Annotated in this window: 24 protein-coding genes; 18 read left to right on the top strand and 6 right to left on the bottom strand. The window is 59.1% G+C overall.

Going from position 1 to position 24,896, the window contains the following annotated elements:
* The first annotated feature begins 22 nt into the window (after positions 1–22).
* From HQ945_RS01680 to HQ945_RS01670, 3 genes are read left to right on the top strand one after another with little or no spacing between them, the layout of a single operon-like run.
* Entirely contained in the window at positions 23–736 is a 714-nt protein-coding gene (locus tag HQ945_RS01680) for a TetR/AcrR family transcriptional regulator (RefSeq protein WP_051615122.1), read from the top strand.
* Positions 737–762: 26 nt separating this feature from the next.
* Positions 763–1,971: an efflux RND transporter periplasmic adaptor subunit gene (locus HQ945_RS01675; protein WP_027232378.1), complete on the top strand. Its 1,209-nt coding sequence runs from the start codon at positions 763–765 to the stop codon at positions 1,969–1,971.
* The gene (locus tag HQ945_RS01670) at positions 1,968–5,111 is read left to right on the top strand and encodes an efflux RND transporter permease subunit (RefSeq protein WP_091918952.1); all 3,144 of its coding nucleotides are present in this window, start codon (positions 1,968–1,970) and stop codon (positions 5,109–5,111) included. Before HQ945_RS01675 ends, HQ945_RS01670 begins: the two co-directional genes overlap by 4 nt.
* A gap of 71 nt (positions 5,112–5,182) precedes the next feature.
* Here the strand turns inward: HQ945_RS01670 and HQ945_RS01665 are convergent, their stop codons facing one another.
* The 5 genes from HQ945_RS01665 to hemB all read right to left on the bottom strand — a co-directional run bounded on the left by HQ945_RS01665 (position 5,183) and on the right by hemB (position 9,073).
* On the bottom strand, positions 5,183–6,082 hold the full coding sequence (locus tag HQ945_RS01665; RefSeq protein WP_113281893.1) for a DMT family transporter: 900 nt from the start codon (positions 6,080–6,082) through the stop codon (positions 5,183–5,185).
* A 62-nt stretch (positions 6,083–6,144) separates the two neighbouring features.
* On the bottom strand, positions 6,145–6,891 hold the full coding sequence (locus HQ945_RS01660; RefSeq protein WP_113281892.1) for an arginyltransferase: 747 nt from the start codon (positions 6,889–6,891) through the stop codon (positions 6,145–6,147).
* Between the two features lie 110 nt (positions 6,892–7,001).
* Entirely contained in the window at positions 7,002–7,415 is a 414-nt protein-coding gene (locus HQ945_RS01655) for a hypothetical protein (RefSeq protein ID WP_113281891.1), read from the bottom strand.
* Between the two features lie 70 nt (positions 7,416–7,485).
* The gene (locus HQ945_RS01650; protein ID WP_113281890.1) at positions 7,486–7,956 is read right to left on the bottom strand and encodes an RDD family protein; all 471 of its coding nucleotides are present in this window, start codon (positions 7,954–7,956) and stop codon (positions 7,486–7,488) included.
* Positions 7,957–8,035: 79 nt separating this feature from the next.
* Entirely contained in the window at positions 8,036–9,073 is a 1,038-nt protein-coding gene (gene hemB, locus HQ945_RS01645) for a porphobilinogen synthase (protein ID WP_027232383.1), read from the bottom strand.
* A 154-nt stretch (positions 9,074–9,227) separates the two neighbouring features.
* Between hemB and HQ945_RS01640 the strand changes: the two genes are divergently transcribed.
* The 11 genes from HQ945_RS01640 (at position 9,228) to HQ945_RS01590 (ending at position 20,669) form a co-directional block, all read left to right on the top strand.
* Positions 9,228–10,283 (top strand): enoyl-CoA hydratase/isomerase family protein, encoded by a 1,056-nt coding sequence (locus HQ945_RS01640; RefSeq protein ID WP_113281889.1) that lies wholly within the window; start codon positions 9,228–9,230, stop codon positions 10,281–10,283.
* Positions 10,280–10,708 (top strand): DUF6163 family protein, encoded by a 429-nt coding sequence (locus tag HQ945_RS01635; protein ID WP_027232385.1) that lies wholly within the window; start codon positions 10,280–10,282, stop codon positions 10,706–10,708. The genes HQ945_RS01640 and HQ945_RS01635 overlap by 4 nt, the downstream gene beginning before the upstream one ends.
* Before the next feature lie 162 nt (positions 10,709–10,870).
* A complete protein-coding gene (gene ldtR, locus HQ945_RS01630) occupies positions 10,871–11,386 on the top strand; it encodes a transcriptional regulator LdtR (protein WP_027232386.1) in 516 nt (171 codons plus the stop codon).
* A gap of 329 nt (positions 11,387–11,715) precedes the next feature.
* Positions 11,716–12,993: a L,D-transpeptidase family protein gene (locus HQ945_RS01625; RefSeq protein WP_027232387.1), complete on the top strand. Its 1,278-nt coding sequence runs from the start codon at positions 11,716–11,718 to the stop codon at positions 12,991–12,993.
* Positions 12,994–13,274: 281 nt separating this feature from the next.
* Entirely contained in the window at positions 13,275–14,567 is a 1,293-nt protein-coding gene (glyA, locus tag HQ945_RS01620; RefSeq protein WP_027232388.1) for a serine hydroxymethyltransferase, read from the top strand.
* 157 nt (positions 14,568–14,724) lie between these two features.
* Positions 14,725–15,207, top strand: coding sequence for a transcriptional regulator NrdR (gene nrdR / locus HQ945_RS01615; protein ID WP_027232389.1), 483 nt, complete (start codon positions 14,725–14,727; stop codon positions 15,205–15,207).
* A 4-nt stretch (positions 15,208–15,211) separates the two neighbouring features.
* Positions 15,212–16,309, top strand: a complete 1,098-nt coding sequence (gene ribD / locus HQ945_RS01610; protein WP_174207600.1) for a bifunctional diaminohydroxyphosphoribosylaminopyrimidine deaminase/5-amino-6-(5-phosphoribosylamino)uracil reductase RibD — start codon at positions 15,212–15,214, stop codon at positions 16,307–16,309.
* A 10-nt stretch (positions 16,310–16,319) separates the two neighbouring features.
* Positions 16,320–16,934, top strand: a complete 615-nt coding sequence (locus tag HQ945_RS01605; RefSeq protein ID WP_113281887.1) for a riboflavin synthase — start codon at positions 16,320–16,322, stop codon at positions 16,932–16,934.
* Positions 16,935–16,967: 33 nt separating this feature from the next.
* Complete coding sequence (gene ribH / locus HQ945_RS01600) at positions 16,968–17,429, top strand: 6,7-dimethyl-8-ribityllumazine synthase (RefSeq protein ID WP_027232392.1); 462 nt, start codon at positions 16,968–16,970, stop codon at positions 17,427–17,429.
* Positions 17,430–17,431: 2 nt separating this feature from the next.
* Complete coding sequence (nusB, locus tag HQ945_RS01595; protein ID WP_027232393.1) at positions 17,432–17,938, top strand: transcription antitermination factor NusB; 507 nt, start codon at positions 17,432–17,434, stop codon at positions 17,936–17,938.
* A 577-nt stretch (positions 17,939–18,515) separates the two neighbouring features.
* On the top strand, positions 18,516–20,669 hold the full coding sequence (locus HQ945_RS01590) for a sodium-translocating pyrophosphatase (protein WP_027232395.1): 2,154 nt from the start codon (positions 18,516–18,518) through the stop codon (positions 20,667–20,669).
* A gap of 78 nt (positions 20,670–20,747) precedes the next feature.
* On the opposite strand, the gene HQ945_RS01585 is transcribed toward HQ945_RS01590, so the two are convergent.
* Positions 20,748–21,275 (bottom strand): outer membrane protein assembly factor BamE, encoded by a 528-nt coding sequence (locus HQ945_RS01585; protein WP_027232396.1) that lies wholly within the window; start codon positions 21,273–21,275, stop codon positions 20,748–20,750.
* Between the two features lie 125 nt (positions 21,276–21,400).
* Here HQ945_RS01585 and HQ945_RS01580 point away from each other — a divergent pair, with 125 nt between their 5' ends.
* The 4 genes from HQ945_RS01580 (at position 21,401) to HQ945_RS01565 (ending at position 24,793) form a co-directional block, all read left to right on the top strand.
* Positions 21,401–21,958 carry a ubiquinol-cytochrome C chaperone family protein gene (locus tag HQ945_RS01580; protein ID WP_027232397.1) on the top strand — a complete coding sequence of 186 codons (558 nt, stop codon included), beginning with the start codon at positions 21,401–21,403 and terminating at the stop codon, positions 21,956–21,958.
* An 11-nt stretch (positions 21,959–21,969) separates the two neighbouring features.
* Positions 21,970–22,539, top strand: a complete 570-nt coding sequence (locus HQ945_RS01575) for a YceD family protein (RefSeq protein ID WP_113281886.1) — start codon at positions 21,970–21,972, stop codon at positions 22,537–22,539.
* A gap of 200 nt (positions 22,540–22,739) precedes the next feature.
* On the top strand, positions 22,740–23,825 hold the full coding sequence (plsX, locus tag HQ945_RS01570) for a phosphate acyltransferase PlsX (RefSeq protein WP_091918934.1): 1,086 nt from the start codon (positions 22,740–22,742) through the stop codon (positions 23,823–23,825).
* Entirely contained in the window at positions 23,822–24,793 is a 972-nt protein-coding gene (locus HQ945_RS01565; RefSeq protein ID WP_027232400.1) for a beta-ketoacyl-ACP synthase III, read from the top strand. Before plsX ends, HQ945_RS01565 begins: the two co-directional genes overlap by 4 nt.
* The last annotated feature ends 103 nt before the right edge of the window (positions 24,794–24,896 follow it).

Genomic DNA, 24,896 nt, shown 5'->3' with positions numbered 1-24,896 from the left:
TCTCTCTCATTTCGGTGAATCGATGGTTGATCAAATTCTGCCCAAGCAGGCAAGGAGCGCTTCCGACGACGACGCGGAAGGCTCTCATTGCTTCGTGGCGAAACTCTTCGGCAAGCGCGCGCGCAATCGCGAAGCGCAGGAGGAGCGTATTCTCAACGCCGCAATGAGCTGTTTCATCCGTTCTGGCTTCCGTGGCGCGTCGATGAACGATATATGCTCGGAGGCAGGCATGAGCCCGGGTGCGCTTTACCGCTATTTTCCTTCCAAGGAAGCAATTATCGAGACGATCGCGGCGATGCATCGCCAGCAGAGCAATGAGATCCTCGATCGCATGCTGCAGTCCAACAATATCATCGATGCGATTACCCAGGTCGGCACCGACCATGTGCGCAAGATGTCGCTGAACGATAGCGGTCCGGGCCCGGCCGATTCCAGCGCGCGTCTTTTTGTCGAGGTACGGGCCGAGGCGATGCGAAACGAAACCGTCGCGGCAACCTGCGAACTGCACGAAGGGATGATGCGCGAAAAGCTGCATGCAGCCCTCGAAGCTGCCAAGGCGCGGGGCGAAATCGATCCGATCGCCGATATGGATCTGGTAGTCGCATCGCTGGCCGCCATGGGCGAGGGGATCATCATGCGCAACTTTCCGGCCCAGGGCCTCCCGGTCGAGGCGCTGGAGCCCGTGTTCCGTGCGCTCGCGGTAGCGATGCTGCGCCCGACAAGTTCTAAGATTTGAAGATCGCTCCAACTCGAGTTTTCCCGATGAGCCGTTACAGCAAAAAAGTTCTTGTTTCCCTGGCTCTCGTGTCGAGCCTCTCCCTGTCCGCCATGGCGGGCGCGATGGCTGAAGAAAAAGCCGCTGCCGCCGTCCCCGAGACTAAAGCGCCGGTCATCAATGTCATACCCGCGGGCAAGAGCGAGATGGTCTCGACCATCACCGTCAACGGCACCATCGTGCCGCGCCAGGAGGTTGCGGTCGGGACCGATGTTGCCGGCCTGCTCGTCCTCGAACTCAACGCCGATCAGGGCGACGTGGTGAAGGAGGGCGACATTCTTGCCCGCCTCGACAAGTCGGCGCTGCAGATACAGCTTGCACAGATCGATGCCCAGCGGGCTCAGGCCGACGCTTCGATTTCGCAGTCGGAGGCCCAGATCGTCGATGCGGAGATTGCCGTGCGCCAGGCCATGGAAGCGCTGGAGCGCGCACGTGCCCTCTCCAGCAAGGGCATCAACTCTAAGATGGAGCTCGACAACGCGACCAACGCGCACGACAGCGCCAATGCCCGTCTCAACACCGCCCGTCAGGCGCTGGTCGCCACCCAGTCGCAGTTGCAGCTTGTCGCCGCGCAGAAGCGCGATGTTCTCCTGCGTCTGGAAAAGGCCGACGTGAAGGCACCGACCGCCGGCGTCGTGCTCAGCCGGAATGCGCTGCTTGGCGGCATTGTTTCCTTCAATGCAGGACCCTTGTTCCGCATTGCGCGCGACGCCCAATTCGAAGTCGCAGCCAATATTCCGGAAGTCGATCTGCCTCGCCTCAAGGAGGGGATGCCGGTTTCGGTCCGCGTCTCGGGCATGGAAGAATCGGTGTCCGGTCGCGTGCGCCTCATTTCGCCGGAAATCAATGCAAGTTCGCGCCTTGGCTCGGTGAAGATCACGCTTGAGAAGAACCCGGCGATCAGGCCCGGTAATTTCGCCCGCGCCGTGGTCGAACTCACACGTCGCGACGGCATCAATGTTCCGCTCTCCGCCGTGGTCTATCATGGCCGCACCGCGCTTGTGCAGGTCGTCAAGGACGGCGTCATCGAAAGCCGGACGGTGGAACTGGGCATTCGCAACGACCGCGCCGTCGAAGTCCTCAAGGGATTGGCGGAAGGCGAGGAAGTCGTGGCCCGCGCTGGAACCTTCGTCGCCAATGGCGACCGCGTAACGCCGGTTCGCGTTACCGACGAGGCCACGGGGGCCATCAAATGAACTGGAACATTTCTGCCTGGTCGATCCGAAACCCGGTTCCCTCGATCCTCCTCTTCGTGGTGCTTGTCGTTCTCGGCCTGATGGCTTTTGCCAAACTGCCGATCACGCGCTTCCCCAATATTGACGTGCCGCTGATTTCGGTTTCCGTCACCGACCCCGGCGTCGCGCCGACGGAACTTGAAACCCAGATCGCCAAGCGCGTCGAGGACTCGGTCGCGAATATAACGGGCGTAAAGAACGTCACCACCAATTTGACGGAAGGCAATTCCACCACGCTTGTCGAGTTCCGGCTCGAAGTCGACACGCAAAAGGCACTCGATGACGTCAAGGATGCCGTCTCGCGCATTCGCGACGACCTGCCGGCGACGATCAAGGAACCGATCATCAATTCGGTCGATGTCGAAGGATCGTCGATCCTGACCTATGCTGTCTCGGCGCCGACCATGACATCGGAAGAACTGTCCTGGTTCGTCGATGACAAGATCATCCGCGATATTCAGGGCCTCAAGGGAGTCGGCCGCGTTGAGCGCTATGGTGGCGTTACCCGGGAAATCCGCGTGTCGCTCGATCCTGACCGGCTGACGGCGCTTGGCGTTACCGCCTGGGACGTGAACCGCGCGTTGAAATCGATGAATGCCGACCTGACCGGTGGGCGCGGCGATCTCGGTACCATGCAGCAGACGATCCGCACCCTTGGTGCATCGCGTACGCTTGACGACCTGCGGGCCGTGGAAATTCCGCTCGCCGGCGGCCGTTCGGTGCGCCTCGATGCCCTCGGCACCGTCAGCGACTCCTTCGAGGAGCCCAAATCCTTTGCCCGGGTCAACAACCAGACCGTTGTGTCCCTCGGCATTTTCCGCGCCAAGGGCGCCAGCGATACCGATGTCTATGCGCTCGTGCAGGCGCGGATGGATCAATTGAAGGAGAAGTATCCCGACGCGCGCTTCAGCATCATCGACAATTCGGTGAACTACACCTATGGAAACTATGAATCGGCGATGAGTTCGCTGGTCGAAGGGGCGCTGCTGTCGATCATCGTCGTGTTCCTGTTCCTGCGGAATATTCGGGCGACGCTGATTGCCGCGATCGCCTTGCCCCTGTCGGCCATACCCACCTTCTGGGCGATCGACATGCTGGGCTTCTCGCTCAATCTTATCAGCCTGCTCGGCATCACCCTCGTCACCGGTATCCTCGTTGACGACGCCATCGTCGAGATCGAGAACATCGTCCGCCATATGCGCTCGGGCAAGTCGCCCTATAGGGCATCGCTCGAAGCCGCCGACGAGATCGGCCTCGCCGTGATCGCGATTTCGGTGACGATCATTGCCGTCTTCGCGCCGGTCAGCTTCATGAGCGGCATTGCCGGGCAGTATTTCAAGCAGTTCGGCCTGACGGTCGCAGTCGCCGTATTCTTCTCGTTGCTCGTCGCCCGCCTGCTGACGCCGATGATGACGGCCTATCTGCTGCGCGACGGCAAGAGCCTGCATCATGGCGACAAGGAAGCCGGCTGGATACGCGGCTATACGCGGTTCCTCGGCGTAACCTTGCGCTATCGCTGGCTGACGCTGGTAAGCGGCATTGGACTTTTCGCGCTCGCCATCTGGGCAATGGGCTTCCTGCCCTCCGGTTTCGTTCCGCCACAGGACGAGGCGCGGGTCGCCGTCAGTCTCGAACTGCCGCCCGGCGCGCCGATCGACGAGACGCTGCGCGTGACCGACGCTGCTTCGCTCAAGGTGCGCGAGATTCCCGAAGTCCAGCAAACCTATGTGACCGGTGGCTCGTCGCCGACGGGTTCGCTCGATACGCGCCGTGCAACGATGATCGTCAAGCTCAGCCACAAGAGCGAACGGCACCGGACCCAGAAGCAGATCGAGGTCGATATCTTCAATAAACTGTCGGAAGTGCCTGATCTCAGGGCGAATTTCGTCAATGATCGTGGCGAGCGCGAGTTTGCTGTCGGCGTTATCGGCAGCGATGGCGATAAGGTCAGCGAGCAGGCCCGCCTGCTGCAGAGCGGGATGACCGCGACAGGCAGTTTCCAGGCGGTATCGTCGACTGCCGCGCTCGACCGGCCGGAAATCATCGTTACGCCGCGCATGGACAAGCTCGCCGAACTTGGCATTTCGACCTCGCAGGTGTCGGACGCATTGCGTGTCGCGACGCTGGGCGATCTCGATGCGAACCTTGCCAAATACACGATCGGTGACCGGCAGATCCCGATCCGCGTGCAATTGACCGAGGAAGCGCGCCGCGATCTTTCGATCCTCAGTACGCAGACAGTGACGACCCCGGCGGGTGTGGTGGTGCCGCTCGAATCCATCGCCGATATCAGCTTTGGCCAGGGACCGTCCTCCATCGAGCGTTTCAACCGCGAGCGCCGCGTCGTTGTCGGCGCCAATATGGCGGGCGGCAAGGAGATCGGCGAGGGGCTCGATATCGTCAAGAACCTCCCGGCTGCGAAGTCCATGCCCCAGGGCGTGCGCATACAGGAGACGGGCGACGCAGAGGTCATGGGTGAGGTGTTTGCCGGGTTCCGCGATGCGATGATCATGGGCCTCATGCTCGTCTTCGTCGTGCTGATCCTGCTTTTCGGCAGTATCTTCCACGCCTTCACCATTCTGATGTCGTTGCCTCTGTCGATCGCCGGCGTGGCGGTGGCGCTGCTGCTCACCAACAATTCCGTATCGATGGCGGTGGTCATCGGTATCCTGATGTTGATGGGTATCGTGACCAAGAACGCGATTATGCTCGTCGATTTCGCGGTCGAGGAGGTCAAGCATGGCGTTGCCCGCAACGAGGCAATCATCGATGCCGGACGCAAGCGCATCCGCCCGATTGTGATGACGACCATCGCCATGTCTGCCGGCATGCTGCCCGCCGCCATGGCTTTCGGCGATGGTGGTGAGTTCCGCGCGCCGATGGCGATTGCCGTTATCGGAGGTCTTCTGGTTTCAACGGTTCTGTCGCTGGTCTTCGTTCCATCGTTCTATACGATCATGGACGATGCCAGCCATTGGATGGGCCGCGCCTTCCAATGGTCGTTCCGCCCCAACAAGCCCGACGAGCCTGAGACTGTTGCACACGGCGAGTTGGTTCACGTGCAAGGACCGCGGCCGATTATCGTTGAGGCTGCGGAGTAACGATGCGGCAGCAGTCCGATATCTGCGGAAGCGACGGGATAATTCTCAAAATCAGGGCATAGTCGCTTAGATCACACCGGATGCCGCAGGGCTCCTAATCGCGCTATTCGGCGGCTGTGGTACATCTGCCAGAGCGAGTGGCAGACGAGGGCGGTGATGATAATCAGGCCGCCAACAAGGGTCGGATCGCTCGGCCGCTCGGCAAAGATCATCCACACCCAGATCGGCGTCAGCACGGTTTCAAGCAGATAGAACATCGCGACTTCGGGTCCGGAGATGAACTTCGGGCCGGTGGCAAGACAAAGGAATGCCAGCGTCGTCACGACAGCGCCGTTGAATATGATCCAGCCCGGGACTGCAACCGAATAGCCGTTCTGGGCAACCATGAACGCCGCCACCGCCATGGGCAGCGCAGTGCCGATGATCGCGGCAAATCCCATGTCCTTGCCCGAGGCACGGCTGACCGTGATTGCGGATGACAGGATGAAGGTCGAGAGCAGGGCGACCAGGTCGCCGAAGAGGTGGCCGGAGGAAAGCCCTTCGCGAACGATGATGCTGACGCCGACCAGCATGAAGAACATGGCTGCAAAAGTTGCCGGTTTCGGCCGCTCCTTCAGGAAAATCCAGGACAGGAGCGCCGAAAACACCGTGTTGAGCGCAAGAATGAACACGAGGTTTGCTGTCTTGGTATTGTAGACGGCAATCATGAAGGTGATCGAGGTCAGGCCGTAGAGACCGGCGACGACATAACCGACGGCGCCCGGAACAATCGGCCGCCACTTTCCCGTCGCAAGGCTCCAGATCAGCCAGATGAGGAAGGCGCTGATGAAGGTCGTTGCGCTGCGCAGCAACAATGTCGACCAGGTTTCTCCCTCGCCAAGCCGCAATAGCGGAATGTCTGCCGTCAGGATAAGGCCGCCAAGGCCAGTTATGAGCAAACCCTTGCGATGGTCGAGGTGAAGCTGGGACATGCGGCGTTTCCGAATTGTTTATTTGCCGCATGCCAGGGCAGTGTTAGGGCAGGCTGGATCGATCAGTCTTGGCGTTCCCACCCCTTGGGGCCGAGATGCTCCTGGGGCTTGTAGCGAATCTTGTATTGCATCTTGCGCGAGCCCGCCACCCAGTAGCCAAGATAGACGTGGGGAAGTCCGGCGGCGGCGGCGCGCTGGATATGATCGAGGATCATGAACGTGCCAAGCGAGCGGGTGGCATGTTCGGGATTGAAGAACGAATAGACCATCGACAGGCCATCGCCCATGATATCGGTGAGCGCGACGGCAATAAGTTCGCCTTCGCCCTTCTTGGTAATGAATGAGTCCGGACCGCGGCGTCGGTATTCGATGATCTGCGTCGGCACATGCGTGTCCTCGATCATCATCGCATAGTCGAGAACCGACATCTCCGACATGCCGCCCTTGTTATGGCGGGCATCGAGATATTGCCGGAACAGAGCATATTGCTCCGTGGAGGGCTCCGCGTGGTGAATATTGCCGATCAGGTCGCGGTTGCGATTCCAGACGCGGCGCATCGACTTGTCCTGCTTGAACTCGCCGGCAAGGATGCGCACGGAAACGCAGGCGCGGCAGTTTTCGCAGGCAGGACGGTAGGCGATGTTCTGCGAGCGGCGGAAGCCGCCTTGCGTCAGGAGATCATTGAGCTCGCTGGCGCGCCCGCCGACAAGATGCGTGAAGACCTTGCGCTCCAGCTGCCCCTCCAGATAGGGACAGGGCGAAGGTGCTGTCAGGAAAAACTGTGGTGACTGCTGTGGTTGGTGCGTCATTCCATGCCCTGGGACGGTCTTCAATAGCTAATAGAATCGTATGACCGTCCGAAACGTCAATTGAATAATATTGTATTCAGCAATGAAAGTCTTCGTCCCTGTAGTATTGCTCAGTTCGCACCGCAGGCGCCGCCGGTCCAGCTGTGGCTGACAGCATCGAATCTGCCGTCCTTCGATGCACCCCAACGTCCGCTGAATTGCTTGTAATCATCGGAAAAATGAAGGTCGAGCCGGCCGGTTCCGTATTTGTCGGTCCAGATCAGCGACCGCGAGGTTCCGGTACCATCGTCCTTTTCGGCAAGCTTGCCAACAAGCCGCCCCGCGGAATCGCCGGCTTCATAGGTGCCGTTGATGTGGCCCGCCTTGTCGACGTTCAATATCGTCTCGACGTCGCGATAGTCGCCGTCTGAAATCATTTCACCGCAATAGCGGCCGGCCGGCGATGCGGCCATGCCCGGAATCGTGCCGAGTCCATAGATTGCGAGCGCCGCAAAAGCGAGCGCGGATAAACGCATTTTCATCATTTGTACTACCTTGAAAGCGGCCCTCGAAAAGCGAAGGCCCTGAATTATTACGGCTAAACGAGCCTCGAAATTAGCTGTACGCGCGGACGACAACCGTCCCAAGAAGAAGGTCGTGCACAGTTCGCTTACGGTCGAGGAAGAATGTTGCGAGCAGGATGAGCGGCGTCAACACCACGTTGAGGCCCCAGAATAGCACAGTATGGACGACGGCGAGCAGGCCATCGACCTTCTGGCCGTCGAGCCGTTCGAGCTTGATGCCCATCATCTGCATGCCCTTGGTCGCCTGACGTCGCCCGCCAAGGGTCGTTGCCACATAGGCGAGGGCGACGGTGGGGAACATGATGCCGTAGAGCGTCCAGCCAAGGCCGAGCGTCGCGACGCCGAGAATTGCAATGAGGATCGCCACCGGAATGCAAAGGAAGAACACGATCACATAGTCGATGAGGAAGGCGAAGGCGCGGCTCGTCCGCACGCCCTGATAGAGCCGCCAGTCATCAAGGCGGCTGGTTACGATTTCGCCATCAAGCGTTTCGGTGTTCATTTCGTTTTCCGTTTCAAACCGGCGACAGAATGCCGTTGCGCTGAAATTGGGAACTCGGGAATGAAAAATCAAGGAGCAGTCAGGCGCCGGCCTTTAGGCGTTCGGCAACGATCGGGGCGAAATAGGTGAGAATTCCGTCGCAGCCCGCCCGCTTGAACGCAAGCAGCGTCTCCATCATGACCCGTTCTTCGTCGATCCAGCCATTGGCGCCCGCGGCCTTTATCATAGTGTATTCGCCCGACACCTGATAGGCGAACGTCGGCATCGCGAAGGCATCCTTCAGCCGGCGGATAATATCGAGATAGGGAAGGCCGGGCTTGACCATCAGTGAATCCGCACCCTCAGCCAGGTCCTGTTCCGCTTCGCGCACTGCCTCGTCTGTATTGGCGGGATCGATATAATAGGTCTTCTTGTCGCCCTTGAGCCGGCCGGACGTTCCGATGGCTTCGCGGTAAGGCCCGTAAAAGGCCGATGCAAACTTGGTCGCGTAGGCCATGATGGCGACATCCTGGAAGCCGTTGTGGTCGAGCGCCTCGCGGATGGCGCCGATACGGCCGTCCATCATGTCCGACGGCGCAATGATATCGGCCCCGGCTGCCGCCTGAAGCACGGCCCCCTTGGTGATCTGTTCGACGGTCTCATCATTAACGATGATGCCGTCGCGCAGGATGCCGTCATGCCCGTGGCTGGTGAAGGGATCGAGGGCAACGTCGGTGATCATGCCAATTTCCGGCACAGCATCCTTGATGGCGCGGGTCGCGCGATTGATGAGATTGTCGGGGTCGAGAATGCCCGAGCCCGTCTCGTCGCGCAGCGCCGGATCGATATTCGCAAAGGTGGCGATTGCCGGAATGCCAAGTTTTGCCGCGCGCTCCGCTTCCCGAACCGCCATGTCAACCGAAAAGCGCTGGACCCCCGGCATCGCGCCAATGTCTTCGCGCCGGTTTTCGCCCTCGCACAGAAAGATTGGCCAGATGAGGTCGTTGACTGTCAGCTGGTTTTCCTGAACGAGCCGCCGCGACCAATCGGCCTTGCGCATCCGGCGCAGGCGGCGGCCTTGTGTAATTTCATCCACGGTCCGGCCCTGGGGGCCCGCGAAAGCTGGGTATTTGTTCATTGTTGCCTTGACCCGCCATAGCGGGCATTTCCTCTGTTTGTAATGGTTCTAACAGGGAAGCAGCCGTCTACCAAGATATTTGGGGTGATGTGGGATCCATTGACGCGGCACGCTTGAGTTTCCTAACCTCGCATGCTCAAGCTTGGAGGGGCGAATGGAAATCGACTTTGGTGGGGCGGGCGAGGTGCTGTTCGAAAGACGCGGCAAGGCAGGGCTCGTCCGGCTTACACGGCCGAAAGCCCTCAATGCACTGACGCAGACGATGGTCAATGCGATGCACCGCGCCCTTGTCGCCTGGTCGACCGATTCCGACGTCGATTGCGTGATCGTCGAGGGCGAGGGCAGGGCTTTTTGCGCGGGCGGCGATATTCTTGCGGTTTATCACGCCGGCAAGGCGGGAGAGCCGCTCTACGAGTTCTTCGCCGACGAATATCGCCTCAATGCCTATATCCGGCATTTTCCCAAGCCATATGTTTCCCTGATCGACGGCATCGTCATGGGTGGCGGCGTCGGAATATCGGTGCACGGTTCGCACCGGGTCGTCACCGAGAATGTCCTCTTTGCCATGCCCGAAGTCGGCATCGGCTTTTTCCCCGACGTCGGCGGCAGCGCCTTCCTCCCGCATCTTCCCGAACATTTCGGCACATATCTCGCACTGACGGGCAATCGAATCCGGCAGGGCGACTGCCTGCAGAGCGGGATCGCTACCCACGCGATCAAGGCCGAAGACAAGGAGAGGGTCAGGCGCAGCCTGATCAGGACCGGCAAGCCCGAAGTGGCTTTACGGGGAAAAACCATCAACCCGGACTATGAAACACCCGAGAAAACGCGCGATATGATCGGCGTGCTCTTCGATTCGGAGACCTTGGGCGGCTGCCTCATCCGGCTTGCCGCCTCAGGGGTCAACGGAAACGAATGGGCGCAGCAGATCCTTGATCTTATCAAGACCCGTTCTCCGACCAGCCTGCACGTGACGTTCAGGCAGATCGCCGAGGGCGGGCATCTTGAAATGGATCAATGTATGCAGATGGAGTACCGGATATTGTCGCGCATGCTCGAAAACCATGATTTTTACGAAGGCGTCCGCTCGCTTCTGGTCGATAAGGACAATGCACCCGTGTGGCAGCCGGCCTCGATTGACGAGGTGACCCCGGAGATGGTGGACGCCTATTTCGCCCTCCTCGGTGAGCGTGAACTGAAGCTGGCATGAACGAGAGGCCGACGCATCTGCCATTCGACCCGACGCTGACGCAACTGGGCTTTGTCTGGTTCCTGCGGCTTGTCGCCATCTATTGTATCGTGGCGGGCATAGGGTATTGGGCGCAGATCAGCGGTTATTACGAGGGCATGCTGTGGCGCTTCGACCTTATGCCGTGGCAATGGAAAGTCGCCTCGGTATCGCTCGCGGTGCTCTATCCGGTGGCAGCGACAGGGCTCTGGATGATGGTCTCCTGGGGCCCGGTCATCTGGTTCGTCGCCGCGCTCGGCGAAACATTGATGTTCACGACTTTCTCCCGATATTTCTTTTACAAGCCTCAGATTGCCATCATCCACGGCGGCGTGGCCCTTCTCTACATCGCCTTCAGGATCCTGCTGTTCGTGCAGAAAAGACGCCAGGCCAAGCCCAGGCGATAGGGCGCTTTTTAAGCCGAGGCGTAAGTCTTCATTAAGCCTGAAATTGATTGAGCCGAGGTAAGGTACTGTTAAGTCTGTGTTTTAAGTCGAATTTTATGCGTATTCGATAGTGTTGCCTCAACGGTGAGAAAAATACACCGAAACAACAGTGAGGCAGGTATTATGAACAACACACAGAGAAAGTCTGGTGAGAACCAGCGTTCGACACCCAGTGATACTGCGTTGCGGACACTTTATCTTGAAGCACTTCAGTTGGTAGAACGTTTGCATCGACGTTTGCTTGACGTCGTCAAGGATGAATTCGACCGTAACGGCCGCAGCGACATCAACGCTATCCAGGCATTGCTGCTTTTCAACATCGGCAATGCTGAACTGACGGCCGGCGAACTGCGCAGCCGCGGCTACTATCTCGGCTCGAACGTTTCGTACAATCTGAAGAAACTGGTCGAGCTCGGCTTCATCTCGCATGAACGGTCCCGCACCGATCGTCGCTCCGTTCGGGTTAGCCTGACGGACAAGGGGACGGAAGTCGCGGAACTGGTGGCAGGTCTCTACGAGCGCCATATCGCGTCGATCGAACATGTCGGCGGCATCAAGGCGGAAGAATTCCAGTCGATGAACAAGGCTCTCCAGCGTCTCGATCGCTTCTGGAACGACAGCATCGCCTACCGCATGTAAGCTCTAACAGTGTCTCCACTGCAAAAGCCCGGCTTCGCTGCATGCGAGGGCGGGCTTTGACCATTGTTCTGTGGGGTTCTTCAAGTCAGTGCGTTTCCCATGGCCTAGGGTCATTAATCCGCCATAATGGCGTGGAAATCGACGAAGTCATTGCATGCTCAGCGAAATACGGCGGACAGCTGGAGAGGCGTGGTCGGCATCACGATTGCGCGATCAGCGTTAAAATTGCTGTTTGTTAAAGTAGTTGCTGGTAATTCTGGATAATCGTAACCGCTCATCTTGCGTTGCAGGTGGCATTGGCCGCAGTACTTCCAAGGGTTGGACACAATATGAAGAAATTCGGATCATCGGCAATTGATCGCCGCGCATTCCTGCGAGGCGTGGCAACTGCTGGTTTCGCCGCGGCAACAACGTCGGCATTCGCCCAGCAAAGCGATATCGGCGAGATTCTGGCGGCGCCGCGCCGCGGCAACTGGGATGATCAGTTCGACGCTCGCTCGACATCAAAGGGCAAGGTCGCAAGCTTCCAGCCGATCGCAAGCCCGGAGACGGCCTCCTTCATCCAAAACGCCATCAACACCTATAACCAGATCGTTAGCAATGGCGGTTGGCCGCGCGTCGATACCACGGTCAAGCTGCAGCTTGGCGTCGTCGACCCTTCGGTCGCTGTCATGCGCAAGCGCTTGATGATCGCAGGCGACCTTTCGGAGAGCGCAGGCATCTCCAATTCGTTCGATACCTATGTTGATGCCGCTGTTAAGCGCTTCCAGGCCCGGCACGGTCTGCCTGCCGATGGCGTCATGGGGCAGTATTCGCTGGCTGCGATGAATGTCCCCGCCGATATCCGCCTCGGACAGCTGCAGACCAACCTCGAACGTGTTCGCACTTTGGCCGCCGCCGACCAGGGCCCGCGTTACGTCATGGTCAACATTCCGGCTGCGCAGCTCGAGGCAGTGGAGGGCGGCCGCGTCGTCCAGCGCCATACCGCAATCGTCGGCAAGATCGACCGTCAGACGCCAATCCTCGATTCCAAGATCCACGAGGTCATTCTCAATCCTTACTGGACCGCGCCGAAGTCGATCATCGAAAAAGACATCATTCCGCTGATGCGCAAGGACCCGACTTATCTGACGCGCAACAAGATTCGCCTCTTCGACCAGCAGGGTCAGGAAGTTCCGCCGGAACAGGTCGACTGGAATACGGATGATGCCGTCAAGCTGATGTTCCGCCAGGATCCGGGCAAGATCAACGCCATGTCGTCGACGAAGATCAATTTCCCGAACCCCTATGCCGTCTATATGCACGACACGCCGCAGCAGGGCGTATTCAACAAGTTGATGCGCTTCGAATCGTCCGGCTGTGTCCGCGTACAGAACGTGCGCGATCTGAACGTATGGTTGCTGCGCGATACGGCGGGCTGGGATCGCCAGACGATGGAAGCGACCATCAAGACCGGCGTCAACACGCCGATCAACGTCAGTAACCCGGTGCCGCTGCACTTCGTCTACGTGACAGCGTGGTCGACCGGCGACGGGGTCGTTCACTTGCGCGACGATATTTACGAGCGCGACGGACAGGCCGCGCTTTCTATCGGCACGAATACTTGAGCGATTGACCTCTGGATAACTGGAAAAGACCGCCTTCGGGCGGTCTTTTTTCTGACGAAGGCAATGTGAATTCTCGTGCCCAACTCTCCGTCATCCTTCTGGCTTGTCCCGAGAATCGACCTTGGCGAAAGCCCGGATTGAGCGGGCCTACCTCATTTCCATACCCATGGCGGTTTCCGGCTATTGCTTTTCGTCTCCCGGCCATTGGCCTTGCCGGTTTAAGTATGATAATGCGCCGCAATCACGTAACTGTTCCCACCGGCAAATGAGGTTGAGACACCATGTCGAACGCAGATACCTTTTTCAACGCACCGCTCGAAGAGATCGATCCGGAAATCTTCGGCGCAATCCGCAAGGAACTTGGTCGTCAGCGGCATGAAATCGAGCTGATCGCCTCGGAAAACATCGTCTCCCGTGCCGTGCTCGAAGCCCAGGGCTCGATTATGACCAACAAATATGCCGAGGGGTATCCGGGCAAGCGCTATTATGGCGGCTGCCAATTTGTCGATATTGCCGAAGAACTTGCGATCGAGCGCGCCAAGCAGTTGTTCGGCTGCGAATTCGCGAACGTTCAGCCGAACTCCGGCAGCCAGATGAACCAGGCCGTGTTCCTGGCGCTGCTGCAGCCCGGCGACACGTTCATGGGTCTCGATCTCAATTCTGGCGGCCACCTTACCCACGGCTCGCCGGTCAACATGTCCGGCAAGTGGTTCAACGTCGTTTCCTACGGCGTGCGTGAGGACGATCACCTCCTCGACATGGACGCCATCGAGAAGAAGGCGCATGAGACCAAGCCCAAGCTTATCCTTGCGGGCGGCACGGCCTATTCACGGGTCTGGGACTGGCAGCGCTTCCGCCAGATCGCCGATTCCATCGGCGCTTACCTCATGGTCGACATGGCGCATATCGCGGGTCTCGTTGCTGCCGGCGTACACCCTTCGCCGCTTCCGCACGCTCATGTTGTAACAACCACCACGCACAAGTCGCTGCGCGGTCCTCGCGGCGGCATGATCCTCTGCAACGATCCCGAGATAGCCAAGAAGATGAATTCCGCCGTGTTCCCCGGCTTGCAGGGCGGGCCTCTGATGCATGTTATCGCCGCCAAGGCAGTCGCCTTCGGCGAAGCGCTGAAGCCGGACTTCAAGACCTATGGCAAGAATGTCGTTACCAATGCGCAGACGCTTGCTGAGACGCTGAAGAAGAACGGGCTCGACATCGTTTCCGGCGGTACCGACAACCATCTGATGCTCGTAGATCTTCGTCCCAAGAATGCGACCGGCAAGCGCGCCGAGGCCGCGCTTGGCCGCGCCAACATCACCTGCAACAAGAACGGTATTCCGTTCGACCCGGAAAAGCCGTTCGTGACGTCGGGCGTTCGTCTCGGCACGCCTGCCGGCACGACACGCGGATTTGGCCCGGCCGAATTCACCGAAATCGGCAATCTCATTTCCGAAGTGCTCGACGGTCTCAAGGTCGCGAATTCCGATGAGGGCAATGCCGCCGTGGAAAAAGCCGTGCAGCAGAAGGTCATATCGTTGACCGACCGTTTCTCGCTTTACCCCTACCTCGGCTAAGGCGCGCGCCGGATTGATATGGATGGGCGGGGGGAACGTGGCGGATCGAACGGTCCGTTCACAGTCCTCTCCGCCCGACCGCTTTTAACTTCGCAAGAAAATCATTATCTTCGAGCTCTGTCTCTTGCGAACATGAAGTTGTTCAGAAAGCTCGTCGATGCGTTGTCCCTATTGCCAATCCGAAGACACCCAGGTGAAAGATTCCCGTCCTGCAGAAGACGGAGCGGTGATCCGGAGAAGACGTGTCTGCTCGGTCTGCGGTGGTCGCTTCACTACCTTTGAGCGCGTGCAGTTGCGCGATCTGACGGTCATCAAGAAGAGTGGCCGCAAGGTTGCCTTCGACCGGGACAAGCTCATGCGTTCAGTGGAAGTTGCGCTGCGCAAGCGTCAGGTCGATCCCGATCGCGTCGAGCGTGCCGTCTCCGGCATCGTACGCCAACTCGAAAGTTCGGGAGAACCGGAGGTCGCGTCCGACGAAATCGGGCGGCTGGTCATGGATGCGCTGAAAGGCATCGATGACATCGCCTATATCCGCTTTGCCTCGGTCTACCGCAATTTTCGCGAAGCCAGGGATTTCCACGATGTGATCGATGAGATCACCTCTGGCGACACGGTTGCCGAACGGGTCGAGGAAGACTGAACAAATGGCGGCATCCGAGCTTGACCGCCGCTATATGGAAGCGGCGATACGCCTTTCGCGCACGCATCAGGGCCTTACGGGAACCAACCCATCGGTAGCCACCCTCATCGTCAAGAACGGCGTGATCGTCGGGCGTGGGGTAACCGCAATTGGTGGACGCCCGCATGCGGAGACGCAAGCCTTGGCCGAAGCTGGCGAGGGAGCCCGCGGCTCAACCGCCTATGTCACCCTCGAGCCCTGTGCCCATCACGGAAAGACGCCGCCCTGCGCCAACGCGCTGGTAACGGCCGGTGTGACCCGCGTCGTTGCTGCAGCCACCGACCCTGACGACCGGGTATCGGGAAAGGGCTATGCCATCCTGCGCGCGGGCGGTATCGAAGTGGAGGAAAACGTCATGGCGGCGGAGGCGGCAGACTACCTCGCAGGCTACCTCATTCGGTCAGCGAGGAAACGCCCCGAAGTGACTCTGAAACTTGCCCTTTCCAGCGACGGCTACATCGGTCGCGCGGGCGAGGCGCAGGTGCCGATCACCGGCAGCGTTGCACGCGCGCAGGTGCATCTGATGCGGGCTGAATCCGACGCTATTCTCGTCGGCATCGGCACAGTACTGAGCGACGATCCGCAATTGACCTGCCGTCTCCCCGGCCTTGAAGCGCGCTCGCCGATCCGCATCGTGCTCGACAGCCATCTGCGTCTGCCGGTCGACAGCGAACTTGTGCGAACGGCCGCGAACGTTCCTGTCTGGGTTGCGGCGCGGGCGGATGCTGATCCAGCCAAGCGCCGGGCGCTCGCTGCCGCAGGCTGCAGGATATTGGCGACCGAGACCGATTGCGGCGCAACCGCCCTGCCGGAACTCCTGGAAGACCTTGCTGCCCAGGGGCTTTCAACCGTGATGGTCGAGGGTGGAGCGGCTGTCGCGACGTCGCTGCTCGATGAGAACCTCGTTGACAGAATTGCGCTCTTTGAGGGCGCGGTTGTGATTGGTAGTGAGGCGGGGGTTGCAGGTCCTGATCTCAACCCCCATATCGCGCGTGATTTCAAGCAGCTGAACGAATTTCGCTTTGGGGAAGACCGCTATCGCGAATATGTCAGATCGACCTAGGAAAACATGAATGTTCACAGGTATTGTAACGGATGTCGGCCGGATCGGTCAGGTAAAGCCGCTCAACGAGGGCGTGCTGCTGCGCGTTGAAACCAATTATGATCCCCAGACGATCGAAATCGGCGCATCGATCGCCTGTTCCGGCGTCTGTCTGACTGTAACCACCTTGCCGGAAAAAGGTTCGAATGCCCGCTGGTTCGAAGTCGAGGCCTGGGAAGAGGCGCTGCGCCTTACCAGCATAGCCGGCTGGAAAACCGGCTCGCGTATAAATCTGGAACGATCCTTGAAACTTGGCGATGAAATGGGAGGACATCTCGTCTCCGGGCATGTCGATGCCATGGCGGAACTCATCAAGCGCGAAGACGAGGGCGATGCCGTCCGGTTCACGCTTCGGGTTCCCGGGCATCTCGCGCGTTTCATAGCGCAGAAGGGGTCGGTTGCCCTGGACGGCACGTCATTGACCGTCAACGGCGTCAATGGCAACGAGTTCGACGTGCTCCTTATCCGCCATTCGCTGGAAGTTACGACCTGGGGCGAGCGCAAGGTTGGCGACAAGGTCAATATCGAGATCGATCAGATGGCGAGATACGCCGCACGACTTGCGGAATACCCGAAATCGGCCTAGGACCAACGCCACCTCATTTCCGTTGGAGCAATCATGTCCAAAAGTCAGGCGCATGCGCCACATCTATTGATCGTGGAAGCACGATTCTATGACGATCTCGCCGACGCGCTGCTGGCTGGCGCCAAGGGCGCCCTCGACGAGGCGAACGCGACCTATGAGGTAATCACCGTGCCGGGTGCACTGGAGATTCCGGCCGTCATTTCTTTTGCTCTCGATGCTGCCGTCGAAGGCGGCAGGGAGTATGATGGCTTCGTCGCTCTCGGGACGGTTATTCGCGGTGAGACGTACCATTTCGATATTGTTGCCAATGAATCGTCGCGCGGCTTGATGGATCTTTCCGTCAATGAAAGCATTGCCATCGGCAATGGCATTCTCACGGTCGAGAATGACGAACAGGCGTGGGCGCGTGCAAAGCGCGGCGAAGGCGACAAAGGCGGCTTCGCGGCGCGCGCTGCACTGACCATGATCGCCATCAAGGAAAAGCTTGGAGCCTGACGATGCCTTCCGCCAAAGACGGGCATAGCCCTGCCGCAAAGACCGCCAACAAGCGTGGCGTTGCCCGCCTTGCCGCCGTGCAGGCCCTTTACCAGATGGACGTTGCCGGTACGGGTGTTCTCGAGGTCGTTGCCGAATATGAGGCGCACCGCCTGGGCAAGGAAGTGGACGGCAACCAATATCTCGATGCAGATCCGCAGTGGTTTCGCGGTATCGTCTCAGGTGTCGTCGCCGAGCAGAAGGTCCTCGATCCGCTCATACATCAGGCACTGCTTGAAGACTGGCCCCTGTCACGGCTCGATTCGACGCTTCGCGCCATCTTGCGCGCCGGGATATGGGAATTGAAGGACCGGGTCGACGTGCCGACGGCCGTCATCGTCTCCGAATATGTCGACATCGCCAAGGCGTTCTACAATGAGGATGAGCCGAAGCTGGTCAACGCCGTTCTCGATCGGCTGGCATTTGAGATTCGCGGTGCAAGCAAGGGCGTAAAGGGCCCGCAGCGGTAGAGGTGCGGCCCTCAGCGGTCGCGCGGTTTGCGCCGTTGGTTGCGATCGACAACGTAGAACGCAAGCAGGGCGAAGAGCACGGCGCTGACCGGCGCTATGAAGAACGAAAGCATCTGCAGCGTCGTCATGGTCTCATCCTCGTGAGGAAAGTGCTCGCCAAGTAATGTAGGGTGAATGCGATCACAACACAAATTGCGCTGACAAATGCGAGAAATCTTGTCGGTCCGATTGTGCCGTTCAGACTCGAAACGAGTGGAGCGAATCCACCGACCGCGAAAATCGCGACACCGAGGCCATTTAAAAAGGTCGCAAATAACTTCACGCGTTCATTATAGATCACGTTCAAGGCCAACTCATTCAAATGAATTCTTTTGTTAAGATTGATCACTCCCCCTACTGTTCGCAATCCCTACTTTCGTCTCGCATTCCGCTAAGTTGCGAAAGACCTTGACGGTTTCGCATTTGCTTCGTTACTCCTTACACATACGGTCGCGTCTCTGCCGGCCTGGCAGATTTCGCGTGCCGTACCGAACCTGACCCGGGGAGGGGTTTTCCGGTCAAAATCTGAGGGAGTGGCATGACAATACTATTTCTGGTCATTGCCTGCGGTCTGCTGTCTATAGTTTACGCTATCTGGGCCACCAAATCGGTGCTCGCGGCGGACCAGGGCAATGCGCGCATGCAAGAAATCGCCGGTGCGATCCGCGAAGGTGCACAGGCCTATCTCACACGTCAGTACACCACGATCGCCATTGTCGGCATCGTCGTCTTTGTCGCCGTCTGGTATCTCCTGAGCGCGACGGCCGCCATCGGCTTCCTGATCGGCGCGGTGCTTTCCGGCCTTGCCGGCTTCATCGGCATGCACGTCTCCGTCCGCGCCAATGTGCGCACGGCACAGGCTGCATCCCGCAGTCTGGCTGCCGGTCTCGAGATCGCCTTCAAATCGGGCGCAATCACCGGCATGCTCGTTGCCGGGCTCGCGCTTCTCGGCGTCTCCGTCTATTTCTGGGTCCTGACCGGTCCGCTCGGCCTTCCTGCAGCTGATCGCGCGGTAATAGACGCCCTCGTTTCGCTTGGTTTCGGCGCTTCCCTTATTTCGATCTTCGCCCGCCTTGGCGGCGGCATCTTCACCAAGGGTGCAGACGTTGGCGGCGACCTCGTCGGCAAGGTTGAAGCTGGAATTCCCGAAGATGATCCGCGCAACCCCGCAACGATTGCCGACAATGTTGGTGACAATGTCGGCGACTGCGCCGGTATGGCTGCCGATCTCTTCGAGACCTACGCCGTGACGATCGTCGCAACGATGGTGCTTGCCGCGATTTTCTTCGGCGCGACACCTGTTCTCGGGCAGGTCATGCTGTATCCGCTGGCCATCTGCGGCGCCTGCATCATCACCTCGATTGCCGGCACGTTCTTCGTAAAGCTCGGCGCCAACAACTCCATCATGGGTGCCCTCTACAAGGGCCTGATCGTGACGGGGCTCTTGTCGATCGTCGGCCTCGCCGTCGCAACGTCGATGACCGTCGGCTGGGGCGAGTTTGGCACCGTGGCCGGGCGAGCTATCACCGGCACGAACCTCTTCTTCTGCGGTATTATCGGTCTCGTCGTAACCGGCCTGATTGTCGTCATCACCGAATATTATACCGGCACCAACAAGCGTCCGGTGAATTCGATCGCCCAGGCATCGATCACCGGTCACGGCACCAACGTGATCCAGGGCTTGGCTGTTTCGCTTGAGTCGACCGCTTTGCCTGCGCTCGTCATTGTCGGCGGCATCATCTCCACCTATCAGCTCGCAGGCCTCTTCGGAACCGGTATTGCGGTGACGGCGATGCTCGGCATTGCCGGCATGATCGTTGCGCTCGATGCATTCGGCCCGGTAACGGACAATGCCGGCGGCATCGCCGAAATGTCGGGCCTCGATCCGGACGTGCGTAAATCCACCGATGCTCTCGACGCCGTAGGCAATACGACGAAGGCCGTCACCAAGGGCTACGCCATCGGCTCTGCCGGCCTTGGCGCGCTGGTGTTGTTTGCAGCCTATAGCAACGACCTTCAATACTTCATCAGCGAAGCCAACAAGGAAGGCGCAACTGCATTCAGCTACTTCAAGGGCATCGGGGCGGTCTCCTTCGACCTTTCCAATCCCTATGTCGTCGCAGGCCTTATCTTCGGCGGTCTCATTCCCTACCTTTTCGGCGGCATTGCAATGACAGCAGTCGGCCGTGCGGCGGGATCGGTGGTCGAGGAGGTGCGTCGCCAGTTCCGCGAAAAGCCAGGCATCATGCTCGGCACCGAACGGCCCGACTATGCGCGTGCGGTCGATATTCTGACCAAGGCGGCGATCCGGGAAATGGTTGTTCCCTCGCTGCTGCCGGTGCTTGCGCCGCTCGTGGTTTACTTCGGCGTGCTGCTGATATCGGGTTCGAAGGCTTCCGCCTTTGCCGCGCTCGGTGCTTCGCTGCTCGGCGTCATCATCAACGGCATCTTCGTTGCGATATCGATGACCTCGGGTGGCGGTGCCTGGGATAATGCCAAGAAGTCGTTTGAGGACGGCTTTGTCGGCAAGGACGGCACCCGCCACATGAAGGGCTCGGAGGCACATAAAGCGTCCGTCACCGGCGATACCGTTGGCGATCCATACAAGGATACGGCGGGTCCCGCCGTCAATCCGGCGATCAAGATCACCAACATCGTGGCCTTGCTGCTACTTGCAGTGCTAGCCCACTGACACCTGCCAGCGAAAACGAAAAACCCGCGAAGCTTCTTCGCGGGTTTTCTTTGGGCCTCGTAGAGCGTGGTCGCCGGATCAGTCCGGGGCGCCGCCGGTTGGCGTGCGGCCGGCGCTCGGCAGCGCGCTTGGAGTCTTGCTGACGCCCTGCAGCATCTGCCCGAGGAAGGAGAGGTCCTTGCCGCCAGTCGGGGTCGTGCGCGAGATGAAGTCGAAGACCTTGCCGTCCTGCAGACCATAATTGGAGATGCTGGAAACCTTGCCATCCTTGTCGAAATAGACCGCAAGGATACGCCGGTCAGTCACGCGCGGCATCATGAAGGCAACCGAACGCTGACGCTTCTGCGAAATATAATAGAAGACTTCATTGTCGAAGGTCGCCGTGGTCGACGGGCTGCCAAGCGACAGGATGACCTGTTCGCGGCTTGAGCCAACCGGCACGAATTCGAGCGCCTTCTCGTCGAGAACATAGCCTTGCGTCAAGGTCTCTGTCGGTGCGAGCTTGAGGGCGGCAGTGTTGCAGCCGGACACCCCGGCAGCCAAAATAAGTGTTCCAACGAGAACGCACTCACGCGTACGCTCGGTCTTGAAAATCCGCTGCAGCAACGACATCTCCATTTGAATCTGGGCGCAAGTCTTTCGCTGCCCGCAGAAACTCGGTAAACCACCTTGAACTCCGATGCAACACGGCAAAAGTGCTGCGAGGAAGACTCAAGTCAAGGCACAACTCTATGATTCTCAGTCTATTTAGCCGCAAGGCCAAAGCAAATGAGGCGATTACAATTGCCCTCTACGACGCGATCGTGGCAGCGGCGCGGCAGCCCTATTTTTATTCTGACCTTGAAGTGCCGGATACTCCGCTCGGACGCTACGAGATGTTGTCGCTGCATGTTTTCCTGTTCATGCGCCGCATCAAGGACAGGGTCCCCGCGCTGAAGCCCGTTGGCCAGGAGGTTACCGACGAATTCTTCCGCGATGTCGACCATTCGCTGCGCGAACTGGGCATCGGTGATTCCGGTGTGCCGAAGCGCATGAAGAAACTTGCGCGCATGTTCTATGGGCGCATCGAGTCGTATGATCGCGCATTGGAAACGAATGACCATCCGGCGCTCATCGCGGCGCTCGCCCGCAATGTGCGTCCGGACAGTGAGGGTTGGACAGGCGCGCCCGCGCTAGCCGCCTATGTCGAACGCACGGTACGCCACCTCGATGGGCAATCGGATGATGATATCGTGGCCGGCAGGGTTACGTTTCCTGATGCCAGCACCGACGATACGCCGCTTCGATAGGAGGAAATGCGATGTCGAGAAACTCGGATGGAACCCTAAGTTATCAAGTCTCAGTGCAGCGGCTTCCGCAGAAAGGCCTCAACGTCAAAATCGAGGCGGATAAGAAAGAGCGTGACGCCATGCGCGATTTTCACGAGTTGGAAGATGTTAAATCCTTCAAGGCGGACCTGCAGGTCGTACCGTGGAAGAAGGATGGGATCCGCGTTCGCGGGAAGGTACAGGCGGAAATCGTCCAGGCTTGCGTCGTGACGCTAGAGCCGATCGAAACGACGATCGATACGGACATCGACACGCTCTTCGTACCGGAGAATTCGCGACTCGCACGTCTTCCGCTCGATGAGAATGGCGAACTGATTATCAGTGCGGATGGCCCCGACATACCTGAGACATTTTCCGGCGATAAGCTCGACGTTGGGGCAATCGCAGAAGAATTCTTCGAATTGGCTGTCGATCCTTATCCGCGCAAGGAGGGCGTGGAGGCTGCGCCGCCCCTCGTTGTTGACGTCGGATCGGACGATGAGGAAGACGTAAAGCCAGCCAACCCGTTTGCGGCTCTCAAGGATTGGAAACAGAAGACTTGATCGCTATCTCATCCTGCGGGTAGATGGTGTCAGGGAGTTGAGACAAGACCAAGGATTGGGACGAGTATTCAAGCTTAGTGGATCGAGCGCGCCTATGATTGGGCAGAAATCAGTTGTGCGCCTACGCAAAATGTCTATTTTCCCCGAGTCTTTTCAAAGAACGCCATGCACAGGCGCTGAACCAGACAGGACAATCGAGAGTGATCAGAATTTCCATTGACGCCATGGGCGGTGATTTCGGTCCAGAGGTCGTCATCCCCGGCATGGCAACGGCGCTGGAGCGCCATCCTGACATCAGGTTCGTGGTCTTTGGGCGTGAAGCGGAGGTGGCTCCGATCCTTGCCCGACACCAGGCATTGTCCAATGCATCGACCCTGCATCATTGCGACGTCGCCGTACGCATGGATGAAAAGCCGAGCCAGGCCTTGCGCAACGGGCGTTGGAAATCGTCTATGTGGCGGTCGATCGAGGCGGTGAAGACCGGCGAGGCGGATGTCTGCGTTTCGGCCGGCAATACCGGCGCCCTGATGGCCATGTCGAAATTCTGCCTGCGTACAATGGCGAATGTCGAGCGTCCGGCGATTGCCGGTATCTGGCCGACCCTGAAGGGCGAGAGCATCGTACTCGATATTGGCGCAACGATTGGCGCCGACGCTCAGCAACTCGTCGATTATGCGGTCATGGGCGCGGCGATGGCCCGGTCGCTTTTTGAAATCAAGCGTCCGACGATCGGCCTGCTCAACGTAGGCGTTGAGGAGATCAAGGGACAGGACGACGTCAAGGATGCTGCGCGCATCCTGCGCGAGATACCTTTGCCGACGCTCGAATATTACGGTTTTGTCGAAGGCAACGATATCGGCAAGGGTACGGTCGATGTCGTCGTGACCGAGGGGTTCGCCGGTAACATAGCCCTGAAAGCCGCTGAAGGTACGGCCAAGCAATATACGCAGTATCTGCGCGATGCGATGAACCGCACGCTGATGGCCAAGATCGGCTACCTTTTTGCCAAAGGCGCTTTTGATCGCATGCGGGAGAAGATGGACCCGCGCAAGACCAATGGCGGCGTCTTCCTCGGTCTCAACGGCGTCGTCATCAAGAGCCATGGCGGTACCGATGCTCTCGGCTTTGCTTCGGCGATCGACGTCGGCTATGACATGGCGCACAACAAGCTTCTGGACAAGATCGCGGCGGATCTTACCCATTTCCATAAGAGCCCGGTCGGTGTGGCTTTCAAGGATGAAACCGAAAGCGACGCCGAGGTTGAAATAGAACAGGGAAGTAAATGATCCGTTCCGTTGTTAAAGGTATAGGGGCGGCCACGCCGGCGCGCCTGGTAAAGAATTCTGATCTCGAAGGCATTGTCGAAACTTCGGACGAATGGATCGTCCAGCGCACCGGCATCAGGCAGCGCTACATTGCGGGTGAGGGTGAAACCACCGCATCGCTGGGCGAGGCAGCAGCGCGCGCCGCTCTCGATAATGCGGGCATGACGCCGGCAGATATCGATCTCATCATTCTCGCAACATCGACTCCCGACAACACGTTTCCGGCTACGGCGGTCAATATCCAGGCCCGGCTGGGCATGACGCACGGTTTTGCATTCGACATGCAGGCGGTCTGCTCCGGATTCGTCTACGCGGTTGCAACAGCCGACCTCTATATTCGCGGCGGCATGGCAAAGCGCGTTTTGGTGATCGGCTCCGAGACATTCTCGCGCATCCTCGACTGGAATGACCGCACGACCTGTGTGCTGTTCGGTGACGGCGCCGGTGCCATCATCCTTGAGGCCAATGAAGGCCGTGGGCTTACCTCCGATCGCGGCGTGCTGACGGCCAATTTGCGCTCCGACGGCTCGCACAAGGACAAGCTTTACGTCGATGGCGGACCGTCGACGACCCAGACTGTCGGCCACCTGCGGATGGAGGGCAGGGAGGTCTTCAAGCATGCGGTCGGCATGATCACGGACGTGATCGAAGCCTCGTTTTCCGAGGCAGGAATTACTGCCGAGGACATCGACTGGTTCGTGCCGCACCAGGCCAACAAGCGCATCATCGACGCCTCCGCAAAGAAGCTGCATCTGGCCGAAGAAAAGGTTGTCATCACGGTTGACCGGCACGGAAATACATCAGCCGCTTCAGTACCCTTAGCACTCGCGACGGCTGTTGCGGACGGGCGTATCAAGCAAGGCGATCTCGTGCTGCTCGAGGCCATGGGCGGGGGCTTTACGTGGGGTGCAGTTCTGCTACGCTGGTAGCAGGACGACCGGGTCCGTGGATTGGTCGACGAACTCTTCCAAGCTGCTTGCCCGATCGGTTTTCATCCTATAACTTCCGCTATCACCTGGTAGATTTGCAACA

The sequence above is a fragment of the Phyllobacterium pellucidum genome, assembly GCF_013327855.1.
GTDB classification, from domain to species: domain Bacteria; phylum Pseudomonadota; class Alphaproteobacteria; order Rhizobiales; family Rhizobiaceae; genus Phyllobacterium; species Phyllobacterium pellucidum.
The sequence above is the reverse complement of the archived record's forward strand: the minus strand, read 5'-3'. Positions and strand labels throughout refer to the sequence as shown.

What these genes read in the sequence shown, in the direction of transcription:
- ribD (WP_174207600.1), top strand. Translation starts at nt 15,212, where the DNA reads ATGGCGGCATCCGAGCTTGACCGCCGCTATATGGAAGCGGCGATACGC.
- HQ945_RS01625 (WP_027232387.1), top strand. Translation starts at nt 11,716, where the DNA reads ATGAAGAAATTCGGATCATCGGCAATTGATCGCCGCGCATTCCTGCGA.
- HQ945_RS01640 (WP_113281889.1), top strand. Translation starts at nt 9,228, where the DNA reads ATGGAAATCGACTTTGGTGGGGCGGGCGAGGTGCTGTTCGAAAGACGC.
- HQ945_RS01565 (WP_027232400.1), top strand. Translation starts at nt 23,822, where the DNA reads ATGATCCGTTCCGTTGTTAAAGGTATAGGGGCGGCCACGCCGGCGCGC.
- HQ945_RS01675 (WP_027232378.1), top strand. Translation starts at nt 763, where the DNA reads ATGAGCCGTTACAGCAAAAAAGTTCTTGTTTCCCTGGCTCTCGTGTCG.
- HQ945_RS01635 (WP_027232385.1), top strand. Translation starts at nt 10,280, where the DNA reads ATGAACGAGAGGCCGACGCATCTGCCATTCGACCCGACGCTGACGCAA.
- HQ945_RS01660 (WP_113281892.1), bottom strand. Translation starts at nt 6,891, where the DNA reads ATGACGCACCAACCACAGCAGTCACCACAGTTTTTCCTGACAGCACCT.
- HQ945_RS01580 (WP_027232397.1), top strand. Translation starts at nt 21,401, where the DNA reads ATGATTCTCAGTCTATTTAGCCGCAAGGCCAAAGCAAATGAGGCGATT.
- HQ945_RS01650 (WP_113281890.1), bottom strand. Translation starts at nt 7,956, where the DNA reads ATGAACACCGAAACGCTTGATGGCGAAATCGTAACCAGCCGCCTTGAT.
- HQ945_RS01575 (WP_113281886.1), top strand. Translation starts at nt 21,970, where the DNA reads ATGTCGAGAAACTCGGATGGAACCCTAAGTTATCAAGTCTCAGTGCAG.
- HQ945_RS01590 (WP_027232395.1), top strand. Translation starts at nt 18,516, where the DNA reads ATGACAATACTATTTCTGGTCATTGCCTGCGGTCTGCTGTCTATAGTT.
- nusB (WP_027232393.1), top strand. Translation starts at nt 17,432, where the DNA reads ATGCCTTCCGCCAAAGACGGGCATAGCCCTGCCGCAAAGACCGCCAAC.
- ribH (WP_027232392.1), top strand. Translation starts at nt 16,968, where the DNA reads ATGTCCAAAAGTCAGGCGCATGCGCCACATCTATTGATCGTGGAAGCA.
- HQ945_RS01605 (WP_113281887.1), top strand. Translation starts at nt 16,320, where the DNA reads ATGTTCACAGGTATTGTAACGGATGTCGGCCGGATCGGTCAGGTAAAG.
- HQ945_RS01655 (WP_113281891.1), bottom strand. Translation starts at nt 7,415, where the DNA reads ATGATGAAAATGCGTTTATCCGCGCTCGCTTTTGCGGCGCTCGCAATC.
- hemB (WP_027232383.1), bottom strand. Translation starts at nt 9,073, where the DNA reads ATGAACAAATACCCAGCTTTCGCGGGCCCCCAGGGCCGGACCGTGGAT.
- HQ945_RS01680 (WP_051615122.1), top strand. Translation starts at nt 23, where the DNA reads ATGGTTGATCAAATTCTGCCCAAGCAGGCAAGGAGCGCTTCCGACGAC.
- nrdR (WP_027232389.1), top strand. Translation starts at nt 14,725, where the DNA reads ATGCGTTGTCCCTATTGCCAATCCGAAGACACCCAGGTGAAAGATTCC.
- ldtR (WP_027232386.1), top strand. Translation starts at nt 10,871, where the DNA reads ATGAACAACACACAGAGAAAGTCTGGTGAGAACCAGCGTTCGACACCC.
- HQ945_RS01670 (WP_091918952.1), top strand. Translation starts at nt 1,968, where the DNA reads ATGAACTGGAACATTTCTGCCTGGTCGATCCGAAACCCGGTTCCCTCG.
- HQ945_RS01665 (WP_113281893.1), bottom strand. Translation starts at nt 6,082, where the DNA reads ATGTCCCAGCTTCACCTCGACCATCGCAAGGGTTTGCTCATAACTGGC.
- glyA (WP_027232388.1), top strand. Translation starts at nt 13,275, where the DNA reads ATGTCGAACGCAGATACCTTTTTCAACGCACCGCTCGAAGAGATCGAT.